This is a genomic window from Moorena sp. SIO3H5, from assembly GCF_010692395.1.
Classification (GTDB): Bacteria; Cyanobacteriota; Cyanobacteriia; order Cyanobacteriales; family Coleofasciculaceae; genus Moorena.
Window position 1 is genome coordinate 1 of the sequence record NZ_JAAHHS010000236.1, and the last position, 12,005, is coordinate 12,005.

The following is a 12,005-nucleotide window of genomic DNA, read 5'->3' on the forward strand; positions in this document are numbered from 1 at the left end:
GTTCCTTCGGGACTGGAGGTCAGACGGGTGCTCGGCCGATCTAAAATCACCAAGAAGTACGATGGATGCGCTCCGGATTTCACGCCTGGAACCGATATCATCAACCGGACACTAGAGCTTGAAAAAGCCGACGTGGCCATGGAATGGTGTGTTGATGATTTTGAAAATGCCCTTGCAGCGGTCGCGGGAAACAACTTGGCGGAAGAGTATCTGCGATCTGGTGTTGACAGCATGGATCCGCAGGGCACCCAAGTTGAAAGCTGGATTGATCAGCTTGTGACCGACGGGGTGCGCCGGGATTTCTGGCGTCAGATGAGCTTCGCGGACTCCGCAAGCATGGATGAAGATTGGAACATCATCGATGGAATTTGGCCGAAGCTGCTTTCCGTTGATGGTTCAGGATCTTCGTATTGTGTGCAGGGAATCGACACGTTCCCAAAAGAAGCCACGAGTGACTTAGCAGACGGACAAGCCATCGAGGTTTTGAAGAAAGTATACCAGGATAGTAAAAACATCTTGAAGCAGTACCCTCAAAGCCGCCGTTACATGATGGTAACGGGGACGGTTTATGAAAACTTGCTCTCAAGTTACGAGGCGAATGTGAATGGTACTGAGCGACAATTCACGAACCTCGTATCGGGACAAGCCGGCGAAGATGGTCAGCTTCCACTGTTCTATCGAGGCATTCCTATTGTTCCATCTTATGCTTGGGACACAGCACTTGAGGATACGACAAACCCTCTTTACGATCAAGTGCGACACTTGATTTTGTATACGACTCCTGACAACCAGGCTATCGGGTTACATGATGATGTAGACGCGTCACGCCTGCGTGGGTGGTTCAGTAATGATGATGGCGTGTATCGAGTTCGTGGTCAGCACCGAATGGGCTACACTTTCATTCACTGCGATTTAACCACTATCGCTTACTAAGGATGGCTTGCGGAATCACGTCAGGGATTGCGATTAGCTGCGAGGATCTCGTTGCGGTTGGCGGCGTATTTAAAAACGCCTATGTAGCCAACTTGGACGATATATCAACCTACACTCTAAATGGTGAAGGGTATATTCAGGCAATTAATTTTGTGGGATATGCCGGGTTGTACAAACTCGAAAGCCGAAAGCAAGCCCACACTGGCGGGTACGAGGCTACCATTCAGGATCCCGGCGGGAACAAGTTTTACACTCACACTGTGACTTTGAAGCTTTTCCCAGGTACGCCGGATGAGGACGATGTGATTGAAGAAATACTAGGCGCCACGGCGCTTGTAGTGATTCTTCAGGACAACAACGATAATTTCTTTCTGTACGGCAAACAGAATGGCTTAGAGCAAAGCGCAGGTACCCAAAATACCGGCGCTGCGCCTGCGAGCGATATCGGTCACAATTTGACCTTGACCGGCCAGGAAAAGAAAATCCCATCTAGATTTAGAGATGGAGATTTTGAAACCACGAAGGCTTTACTTGAGAGCTATCTAGTATAGACCACTTTTACATACGTTTTGCACTAAAAGCCCCTCCAAACGGTCGGGCTTTTTTGTTATATAAATAATTTATATATTTGTCTCAGTGGAAACGTTGTACTATCTAAAGCAAACGCTGCCTGAATGTAAGTGGTATTCTGCCCGAGACCCAATCTGGAAAAGGGCATTCGATTACTATAATCAAAAGACTGGGAAGGGTATTGGCATGTGTGGGTGCAGCTGCGCGAGAGTACGGAAATACATCATGAAACAATGATATTCGCCCTAGCATTCGTGATTATAGTGTTGGTTTTACTAGAAAGAGAGTGATCCTTACTGCATATCAAATATACTTCGATGGACACAGCAAGAAGAATTTGCTTCCAGGCTTTACACCTTATGACAATTCCGGTAAGCTTACTGAGTTCTTTGAAAATGAGCCTATCAGTGTCATTGCTGATCGACGTCACGATAGTGATTACCTTGGCGTATTTAGCCATGACATAAATGTTGGATTCCCCTTCTACGAGGAGATTTATGGCGAAAGGCTCAAGTTTGGCTTTGAGGGATTGGAGAAAGCAATTGCATTCCATTACCATCATGAAAATCCGGATGTTTTCGGTTTCTGTAAGAGAAGGTCTAATCCCAATATAGTACGTCAAGCAGAGAATTACCATCCGGGCATTTACTCCATGATCGAAAAAATTGTTCAGGACACGGGATTTTGCGATAAAATTCCGGACACTGTTCCGCCTATCCTTTTCAACTATTGGATAGCAAAGACGGCTATTTACAGTGAGTACGTGACCCAATTGCTAAGGCCGGCCATGGCCATAATGAAGGACATGGCCGTGCTTTGGCAAGACTCAAGGTATCAATCGATCTCAAAACGTCACAACAAGCCCGAAGATCGTCGCAAGTTCTCGGATGCTTGGGGAACGCCATGGATACCGTATCATCCTTTCGTCTGTGAAAGATTGCCTTCAATATTTTTCGCGGTGAAGCGCTACAAAATAAAGCACATATTTTAATGAGATTCAGGAAACTTAGTTTGGCTATTACTACCTACAAAAGGGTAGACATGACAATTAAGTGCGTTAATAGCGTATCCAAGATGCATAACATCGATCAAATAGTGGTGGTGGATGATGCAAGTGGAGATCGGTATGTTCGAGAGCTAAAGAGGGGATTGAAAGACTCAAGGGTTGAGCTCCACGTTAATGCGAAGAACTTGGGCATGATGGCAAACAAGCGTGAGGCGGTAAGCAAATGCTCAAATGATTGGGTGATACTATTTGACAGTGACAACATGATATTCCCAGAGTACACCGCATCATTGCCGAACACCCTAAGTCCTAATATCATTTACTGCCCCTCTTTCGCAAAGCCTGATTTTGATTACCGGAAATGGCAGGATAAGTTGATCGATCACACGAACATTGCCAATTTCACCCAAGATCAGAAAGGGTTTATGTGCTTGAATACTTGCAACTACGTGGTAAACCGTGACAAGTACTTATTGGTATGGAAGTTGGACAAGGAGGCGAAAGGACAAGACACAATTGCCTTCAACTATCAGTGGATCAAATCGGGAGGTATGTTTAGGATTGTTCCTGGAATGCATTATTTCCACCGTGTACACAAGGGTAGTGGATGGCTACAGGATGCGCAATACAACATGAAGCAAGCAGACAAATATAAAAAGTTACTTTTGAGCATATGAAAAAGGAAAATATCAGTTGGGTGACCAAGGCCTTTGGGTGGGGATTTGTTGTTCTTTTGGGTGTTCCGATTGTCTACTGGATTGGATTTCTCATTTTAAAAGGATGGGGGTCATTGATTCAAGCGATTCTACCTTGAGACCGGTAGTCACATGCGATTTCATTGGGCGACTGGGCAACCAAATGTGGCAGTTAGCCAGTACGGTTCAGTTTGCTTTGCAAAATGGCTACGAGGTGGGATTCCCGTCCACGTCTCTCAATCCTTCAGAATGGCCCGTGTACTTCAAAAACTTACCAAAGCGACGAGGCAAATCAAGGGTCTTCCAGGAAAAAAAGATGGGTGTTTATTCACCGATACCAACAAATTACGGAAGCGTAAGGCTCCATGGATTTTTTCAGAATTATCAATACATCAATCACCCATGGACCATTAGGAAAGTCAAGGAGCTGATAGGATATGAAGATCAGGATCCGGTCCCGGGGGTTGCTATGCACATCCGAAGGGGGGATTATTTGAAGCACAGCGAAGGGTATCCTGTTCTAAGTGAAACAGAGTATTACGAAAAAGCAATTGCCTGCGCTTTGCCGAAAAACCGCCCCATCATTTTTACAGACGATCCATTGTGGGCTCGATCTCAATGGCCATTATGGGATATTAGACCTGCGGGTAATCCTTTACAGGATCTATTTTCAATGTCTCGATTCCAGGATCAAATCATAGCCAACAGCTCTTTTTCATACTGGGCCGCGATGCTGAATCCAAACCCGAATAAATTTGTGGTTTGCCCGCATCATTCCCAGTACTACGGCCCGGCAAACAAACATATCGACACTACTAACCTATACCCTAAATCATGGCATCAAATCAAGTACCTCAATTAATAGCTTCGTATCCCAGATCTGGAAGCACGTACTTGAGGATGTATTTATCTGAATGCCATGGTCATGGGTATAAGAATTACAAGAGGTTTATTCCCACAATTGAAAGTAAGGCTGAAATGCGAGAGTCCGTAAGTAACCCTCTTTATTTCAAGACTCATCAATTACGCCATTCAAAAAATGTCATTTTTTTACATCGTCATGTTGGTGATTGTTTGGTTAGTGAATGGAACTATCACCGAGACGTTTACAACGAAAGGCTTGATATAGGGGATTGGTTAGAGCGTGTAAATTACGGTGAAAATTGGCGTAAAATGGTTGACTGGTATTTTCCCTGTAAAGCAACCTCTTTTTATGATCTTATTTCTAGAATAACATCTGAAATGCCAGCCGAAGGGCTGCCTTCGTTTTTGGAATTACATGAGGAAAACCCCACGATGTTCAGGTCCGGAAAAATAGACGAATGGAAAGACCTGGATCCAATCATACAGGAGAAGATAATTGAAAACAACTGGCTACAGCTTAAACTATTAAACTACGAGATATGAGCAGACGAACTAAAAAGGAAATTTGGGTTGATGATCGATTTACATTCGAGGAAGGCCAGGGAGAATTCATCTTCACTAATAAGGAAGATAACTCAAAGCACATCATGGAAGGATTTGAGGTGGTCAAGAATGCGAAGATTGCATTGTACGATTCTATGATGGAGCAGGAGAAAGACCAAGCCAACGCCAAAAAACAAGCCCAGGAAAGGTCAGTTGAAATGAATTTGAAGGAATTGGAAGCTGTGTTCAACAAATATCCCAGCGACAAGAAAGAACACGGGTACCTTCCTTTCTATGCCATACACTTACCCAGTAGAGAGAAGAAATTTAAGCTGCTGGAAATAGGATGTGACAAAGGTTATTCTGTCAGGGCATGGAGGGAGTACTTTCCAAATGCTGAAATTACGATTCTAGACCTGCATAATGCAGTGCCCGAGGACTTGATGCAGGGAAAGAATCCAGTCGAGTACATCCAGGGGGATCAAGGCAATGAAGACTTGATTGAGTACTTGGCGGCAAAGGATTTTGATGTGGTCATCGATGACGGGAGTCACAATGCGCGCCATCAATGGCTGACTATCGAGAAGTTTACAAGGCCTGGCGCTTTGGTGGTCATAGAGGACCTTCATTGCAACACCGAAAAATTCTTTACTCATCCGCCGATGGAATTTGATAAAACACCATTGGGTCAAATCAAAAGTGGCAAATTCCCGCACGCAGTGGACTTGTATCTAGAGAAGATTGCCTTCATTCAAAAATGATACTGAACTTCAACAATTTAGTTAGACGTTATGGCATCGATGCTAAGGGGGTCCTTCACTTGGGTGCTAGTGAAGGTCAGGAAGCGCCCACTTATCACCGGCACGGCTATCACATGGCTTTTGTGGAAGCTATACCGGAAGTCTTCCAAACGCTCAAAGAAAAAACCAGAAGATACGGAGCTATTTGTGTAAATGCGTGCGTGTCGGATGAGGAGAAGGATATTGTTTTTCACGTAGCTTCGAATGGGGGTCAGAGCTCTAGTTTTCTAGAATTCGGCTCCCATTCTTTAGAGCACCCGGAAGTCGTTTTTGAGCGCGATATCAAATTAAGGTCCTTCCGTACTGAATCACTCGACATTCCTTGGGGCATGTATGACTTGTTGGTAATGGACCTGCAAGGAGCTGAATTGCATGCTCTAAAAGGATTGGGTGATAAAATAGGTCAATTCAAGTGGATCTATACCGAGGTAAATGAGAAAGAGCTCTACAAAGGGTGCGCGCTTGTTGGGCAGCTTGACAAGTTTTTGAGATCTCACGGATTTGAGCGGAAGGCCACAAACATGACGCCGCACGGATGGGGGGACGCCTTTTACGCAAAGGCATCCGTTCCTAAGCCATCAGCCCTACAAGTGCCTAAGCAGTTTCAGCCTCGAATTCCCATAAAGTACCCCCCATATTCAAACGAGGAATTTGAATGGTATTTTTTTAGGAACTTTCAGCCAACCGGAAACGAGGAATATACCTACTTGCCTGTCATGTGGACCGCGTATCAAATTAGGATGCAACGAAGGTCCAGGAGCCTTAGATCTAATCCCCACCGACGAGCCTTGCAGGATTGGCTAAACAAGTTGGATCGATCAAAGAGATACTTCACCATTGTGCAGCATGACGATGGTATAGCCTTCGATTTACCTTTTGATTGCAAGGTGTTCGCCATGGGTTCGGCGGCAGACTACCAGCTACCATTGATTTGCGAGCCTTACAAGGGGAAGATCAAAGATCCAAAACGCAAATATCTAGCCTCATTCATGGGTTCAAAGACACACCCAATGAGAGCTGAGTTAGAAAGCCTGAGATCTGATGACGTGTACATTTCTTTTGATCACCACGATCTTCCCACCTATTTTGGAATCATGCAAGCTAGCACTTTTACCCTAGCCCCTAGGGGTTACGGAGCCACTAGCTTTAGAATACAAGAAGCATTGAGAATGGGCAGTGTTCCCGTGTATTTGTCGGATAAACACTTGATCCCCCATTCTGACCAGGAGTGCTACTTGTACATGATTCTTTCAAAAGAAAGGAGCGTAATGGATCAAATCAATTCAATTGACTCGGACGCGGTGATTGAATTAAAAAATTGGGGCCAAAAATTCTGTCAGGATCAGTTTACCTACGAGCGTAACTTAGAAATTATAAAGCAAAACATATGATCATCGAGGCTCACATAATGTGTTGGAATGAAGAGAGAACGATTGGTCTAACCATCAATCACTACCAATCATTTTGTGACCGAATCATATTACACGATAATTATTCTGACGATGACACCATTGATATTGCTGAACACATGGGATGCGAGGTTCAGGTTTTCGGCAAGAAAGGGGTGCTAGATGATAAGCAGTACAAGGACCTCAAGAATAATTGTTGGAAAGGCTCCAATGCTGATTGGGTGATCATAGTTGATGCCGACGAAATAGTACATGTGAAAGACATAAGGGGAAAGATTGACGCTTACACTAACCAGGGCTACACGATTTGCAAAACCATGGGATTCAACGTTTACTCGTATGAGTACCCGATATCCAGCTACCTGGAATTCACCAAGGGCCAATTTGATAACAGCTATTCAAAGCTTTGCGTGTTCAATCCCAAACGAATTCGCGAGATCAATTATGATTATGGAGCCCATGTAGCAAGACCTGTGGGAGATGTCCATTACGGTCCGGATAAGCTTTGGCTACTTCACTACCGAGGAATCGGCGGCCATCAACGACTAGTGGAACGTCACGCGGAGTATCGAAAGCGTATGAGTGTAGAAAATAAGAAACTTGGCCTAGGCGTTCATTACGCTTACGACGATCAAAAAAGGATAAAAGACTGGTTAGCTGCATATGAAAATAGGATCGAAATTGATGTCAATAATTAGTGGGTGGGTCAACATTCTACTAATTCGCCCATCCAAGGTTACAACCGAGCGTAGAGACATTTGTTCCAATTGCTCATTTAGATGGGGAACTATTTGCTCTCAATGTGGGTGTGTGATCAAGGCTAAAACCGCGAGCAAGTATGAAGAATGCCCGTTAGGCAAATGGTGATCTTTTTGTTACCTTCGCTTATATGGCCCTATTGAAACTTTTTCGGTTCAATAATCTTACCAAACAAAATCCAGCTGGCAGAAAAATAGACTGGTCAGACGATATTATTGCGTGGGAAACAGATTATTGGCTCCCGTCCGGCAACGGAAAAAATAGGGTCGTAAGAAACGACTTCCCTCAACAACTAATTCAAAACGTACAAAATAGCCCCAGTGCGTCGGCTGCGATTGATGTGTGGGCCGAGTTCATCGAAGGGAATGGATTTGTAGATGATCGGCTTAATGATTTACAAATCTCTGAGACTGGCGAGACCTTACGGCAGTTCCACGCTAAGTGCGCCCAAATCATGGCGTACTTGGAAGGCTTTTCAGCGGTAGTGAAGTATGATCCGTTAGGTAGAAAAAGGGCAATTCACTTTCTGCCTTTTGAAAGTGTCCGGCTAGGGGCTCCAAAGGATCGTACAGTGAATGCCTTTACTGAAGTTCCTGACTTCAAATTCAATCCTTATTTCGGAATTCCCCAAGGGAAATACGACGTCAAAAATAAAATCTTTTATCCCTATGATCCCAAGGCGGCAAAAGATGAAATGATTGCTCACTCGAAAGGACAGGAAAGGTTAAAGAAGAAAGATAGATGGCAGTATCCAGGTCAACTTTATTGGGCTTCCATTGAACGACCTTTGGCGAGGATATACCCGAAGCCATGGTACTATTCGTCCGTAGAATGGTTTATCATCGACGCTAAGTTGCAAAGGTTTCATGAAAGGAATATCTCCAACAACTTCTTCCTTGGTGGTATCATGCATGTCATCGGCAATCCGGATGATCCAGTAGGCCCGACTATTAAAAAAGCTATGGGCATTCCCGAGGACCAAAAATATACGGTTGGACAATTGTTCGACAAGACAATGAGAAGCCGTTTCTCTGGGCCAGAAAACGCGGGATCGATGTTTGTAGACTGGGCACTAAGGCCAGAAGAAAAAACTGACATTACGGAGTTTCCAAACAATGCTAATGATGGCATGTTTGAAACGCTGCAAAATCAAGCCACGGATCAAATAGCAGTAGGCACCAAAACACCACCTGCGCTGATATCTATTAAGCAAACGGGTCAACTCGGTCAGGTGCAAGAGCTGATCAATTCCGTGAAGATCATGCAATCTAGGTCGAAGCCTAAAAGAGAGTTTCTCTCCCAGCATTATATGGATCTTTTCAACGGGTTGATGATCGTAGATGAGCAAGGTAATGAAGCTCCATTGAATGCAATTCAATACGACTGGACGATTAAGAACGTAAATCCTTATGACATCCTTCCTGAACGTGCGTTTGAAGACATGACCCTTCCAGAGCGTCGTCAGTATTGGAATGAGAATTTCAATGTGCTACTCGATGAGATTCCGGATAATGCGGTGACGGCTGGGAAAAGGCCCCTGGCAAGTCTTAATCTCCGACAAATAGATAGGATATCTAGAATAGCATCGAGAGCCAGAGACGGGCGTATGACTCGCGAGGAGGCGGCAATTATACTTCGAAACGAATTCGATCTAAACGAAGAAGACATAAACGTATTTCTCAGAACAGATGGCGACAGTATCCCTAGTTGATATCACGGACTTTCGAGAGAGGGTTATTCTAAGTCAGAACCTTAATTCTGATCGCATTAAAATCGCTTCAAATCTTGTCCAGGAAAAACAATTGCAGCGTATTCTGTGTACTCAGTTGTACGATGAAATACTGTCGGAGTATCCTGATAACCTGTCTCCCGCAAACGAGGCATTGATGCCATTTATTAAGGACTTCCTAGTGTTTAGGTCTTACTACGAATACGTGGCTACAGGAAACATACAATCTACTCCCGCAGGGTTCCGTATAGCAAATCCTACGGATTCTGTGGCGGCTTCTTCCGAGGATCTACAAAGCCTAGGCGGTAAAGCTCTAAGCGATGCGAATTATTACCAAGATCAGCTGATCAATTTCCTCGTCAAAAACGAGGACAATTACCCTTTATGGAAGAACTCAAGTTGCAATTGCCCGGCTGATTTGAGGCCTTATCTAAGAAACAAATTTAGTGGCATCGGATCTCCATTCGGCTACACTCCAATCCAAGATACATGACCATTACGGCGCGTAATATTGGGCCCTTCACCTTTTTAATCAATGACGAAACGAGCATTGCTAATCCATTTTTTCTACTATCTTTAATTGATCCCTGCGGGCTAAATACCAAATTTCTGGTAATTCAGCCTCAAGGGTGTCAGAACAGTTGGGAGCTTACTATCACTGGTGTAGCTCATCCCTACGAAGATTTTTTATCCGGAGATATTTTTTGGAATATTCCCGGAACTTGGCGGGGAACTGTATATTACCAGGATAGTGACACTAACTTGGACCCTAGCAACGCAACCATGGTAAGGCAAGTTTTGTTTCAGATTGTAGAATAGAACCACGTAAGGAAATGAAGGATACTGCAACACTTAATGAGTTGTTGCGGCTTTTGGCGTTGATTTTAGGGGTCGCCGGAGGTGTTCTCGGGGTGATCACTTTTTTCATGAATCGCCAGAATGCCCAACGTAAAAAGGACGAAAACCAAAACCTTTCAATTCAAAGGAATATGGAGCGCATTGTGAGTATTGAAAACTACCAGAAAAGAGAAAAAGAAGAGCGAGAAAAGCTTGAAATCAGGGTTCTAGAAGCAGTAAGAGAGCTGAAGAAAGATATCAATGAGAATATCGACCGCGTAATCTCTGCGGTGAAACCCGGTTAGATATTAAATAATTTCTTTATCTTTGTTTTCGATATGGCAGGGATACCCAAGGTACGCTTTGACGATGCGTTACAAGTAAAGAGATTTCGAGAGCAAAAGAAGATCACCCAATTAGTGGCCGGTAAAGAGATTGGAGCCGGGAAGGATAAGAGCACAATCAATGTGTTCTTTTCCAGGTTCCGGCTTGGAAAACGGAAAGACGTCAGTATTGACATGATGAAAAAGGCGGTGGAATTCTTTGGCGTAGATTATAACTTCATGTTTGGCTATCCTAGCATTCACGACGAAACGTATAAGGAAGCTATAAATGGAGAACATTACGAAAGCGATCCTGGCAGTAATGAAGGATTGCAAGAACATCGAGAAGGATGCCACGGTCGGAACGGGTCAGAATCAGTATAAGTCCGTTTCGGATAAGCTGGTAAAAGAAAAGTTACAGCCTCTTTTAGTTGAGCACGGCTTATGTGTGATCCCTAAATCGATAGAAACTGATATCCGAGTTGACCGATGGGAGCACACATACCAGGGCAAGCCTGCTGGATGGAAGCAACAAATATTCACGGAAGCTAAATGTTCCTACACTTTGATGCACGTATCGGGAGAAAGCATAGACTTTGCTGGGTACGGCCATGGAGTGGACCCTCAAGACAAGTCAGCAGGCAAATCCACTACCTACGCTCTTAAAAAAGCCCTTCTTTATTTGTTCATGATACCCACGGGGGATTTGAATAATTTAGATGATCCTGAAGAATTAGACATCCCTCAAGTGCCAAGTTGGTTTGATCAAGCGGTAGAATATTTGGTGAATGGCGGCAGCATGGACCAAATTGTTAAGGACAAAAAAATAGGCCCAGACGTTCAGAAGAAGCTACAGGAAGCCGTTGACCTACTCACTTGATAAACTGGAATTACGTCCAAAGACTGCTCGCGAGGAGCTCCCTATATGATTGGGAGAAGGAAAATGTTTCGGACCGTCTTATTGCTTTGGAAGGCTCTAAAAACGAGTTTGAATTACAGGAAATATCGAGCATCATGTCCAGGCTTAGGGATAGCGAAAAGGACGCGATCACATCCGGATCTCCATACAATCAAGAAGAAATCCGGAGACATCTCAGAAAGTTTGTTCAAAAGCTTGATTGATATAAATAATTTATATACCTTAATGGCATGAACATCACCTTATCACACCTATTTCCTAAGAAGCTTCCGAGAGAGGAGGATTTTGAGCACCCACACGCTGACATGGGAGGGTTTGATCAAACGGGTTATATGGAAGCCTGCGAAAACGCCCCGCTTGATCCCATGGACTTTTTGACGTGGTGTAATTGGCATCATGATAATTTTTCCAGCCATGAAAATGAATTGTTTTTGAAAACACATGGCGTTAGTCGCTACTTTTCGATGAGGCCATTCCAATCCCACATCGTCACCAAGGACATGTTCGGTGTGAGGCCTAAGAAAGAGGATTTTCAGGATGATTTTTTTGATGGTAAGGGAACGGATGAGCTGTCTTTTACTCAGGCCAACTACAGATTTAATAGCAAGGTGGTGTTTG

16 protein-coding genes are annotated in these 12,005 nt (G+C 44.1%); all 16 read left to right on the forward strand.

Annotated elements, in window-relative coordinates; genetic code table 11:
• Positions 1–933, forward strand: a 933-nt coding sequence (locus tag F6K52_RS22775; RefSeq protein WP_293083102.1) for a hypothetical protein, incomplete at its 5' end; no start/stop codon positions are given.
• A 2-nt stretch (positions 934–935) separates the two neighbouring features.
• Positions 936–1,484, forward strand: a complete 549-nt coding sequence (locus tag F6K52_RS22780; protein ID WP_293083105.1) for a hypothetical protein — start codon at positions 936–938, stop codon at positions 1,482–1,484.
• Positions 1,485–1,789: 305 nt separating this feature from the next.
• On the forward strand, positions 1,790–2,494 hold the full coding sequence (locus F6K52_RS22785) for a hypothetical protein (protein WP_293083108.1): 705 nt from the start codon (positions 1,790–1,792) through the stop codon (positions 2,492–2,494).
• A 20-nt stretch (positions 2,495–2,514) separates the two neighbouring features.
• On the forward strand, positions 2,515–3,186 hold the full coding sequence (locus F6K52_RS22790; RefSeq protein ID WP_293083111.1) for a glycosyltransferase: 672 nt from the start codon (positions 2,515–2,517) through the stop codon (positions 3,184–3,186).
• Positions 3,187–3,289: 103 nt separating this feature from the next.
• Entirely contained in the window at positions 3,290–4,066 is a 777-nt protein-coding gene (locus F6K52_RS22795) for an alpha-1,2-fucosyltransferase (protein WP_293083113.1), read from the forward strand.
• Positions 4,067–4,104: 38 nt separating this feature from the next.
• Complete coding sequence (locus F6K52_RS22800) at positions 4,105–4,611, forward strand: hypothetical protein (protein ID WP_293083116.1); 507 nt, start codon at positions 4,105–4,107, stop codon at positions 4,609–4,611.
• Positions 4,608–5,372, forward strand: a complete 765-nt coding sequence (locus F6K52_RS22805) for a hypothetical protein (protein ID WP_293083119.1) — start codon at positions 4,608–4,610, stop codon at positions 5,370–5,372. The genes F6K52_RS22800 and F6K52_RS22805 overlap by 4 nt, the downstream gene beginning before the upstream one ends.
• On the forward strand, positions 5,369–6,802 hold the full coding sequence (locus tag F6K52_RS22810) for an FkbM family methyltransferase (protein WP_293083121.1): 1,434 nt from the start codon (positions 5,369–5,371) through the stop codon (positions 6,800–6,802). The genes F6K52_RS22805 and F6K52_RS22810 overlap by 4 nt, the downstream gene beginning before the upstream one ends.
• Positions 6,799–7,518 carry a glycosyltransferase family 2 protein gene (locus F6K52_RS22815; protein WP_293083124.1) on the forward strand — a complete coding sequence of 240 codons (720 nt, stop codon included), beginning with the start codon at positions 6,799–6,801 and terminating at the stop codon, positions 7,516–7,518. The genes F6K52_RS22810 and F6K52_RS22815 overlap by 4 nt, the downstream gene beginning before the upstream one ends.
• A 191-nt stretch (positions 7,519–7,709) precedes the next feature.
• On the forward strand, positions 7,710–9,290 hold the full coding sequence (locus F6K52_RS22820; protein WP_293083128.1) for a hypothetical protein: 1,581 nt from the start codon (positions 7,710–7,712) through the stop codon (positions 9,288–9,290).
• On the forward strand, positions 9,268–9,801 hold the full coding sequence (locus tag F6K52_RS22825; RefSeq protein WP_293083132.1) for a DUF6712 family protein: 534 nt from the start codon (positions 9,268–9,270) through the stop codon (positions 9,799–9,801). Before F6K52_RS22820 ends, F6K52_RS22825 begins: the two co-directional genes overlap by 23 nt.
• Entirely contained in the window at positions 9,798–10,127 is a 330-nt protein-coding gene (locus F6K52_RS22830) for a hypothetical protein (protein ID WP_293083135.1), read from the forward strand. The genes F6K52_RS22825 and F6K52_RS22830 overlap by 4 nt, the downstream gene beginning before the upstream one ends.
• Positions 10,128–10,141: 14 nt before the next feature.
• Positions 10,142–10,450: a hypothetical protein gene (locus F6K52_RS22835; RefSeq protein WP_293083137.1), complete on the forward strand. Its 309-nt coding sequence runs from the start codon at positions 10,142–10,144 to the stop codon at positions 10,448–10,450.
• Positions 10,451–10,612: 162 nt separating this feature from the next.
• Entirely contained in the window at positions 10,613–10,852 is a 240-nt protein-coding gene (locus tag F6K52_RS22840) for a hypothetical protein (RefSeq protein ID WP_293083139.1), read from the forward strand.
• Positions 10,791–11,348: an ERF family protein gene (locus F6K52_RS22845; RefSeq protein WP_293083142.1), complete on the forward strand. Its 558-nt coding sequence runs from the start codon at positions 10,791–10,793 to the stop codon at positions 11,346–11,348. The genes F6K52_RS22840 and F6K52_RS22845 overlap by 62 nt, the downstream gene beginning before the upstream one ends.
• A 269-nt stretch (positions 11,349–11,617) precedes the next feature.
• Positions 11,618–12,005: hypothetical protein (locus F6K52_RS22850; RefSeq protein WP_293083145.1), on the forward strand; the 388-nt coding region annotated here is incomplete at its 3' end.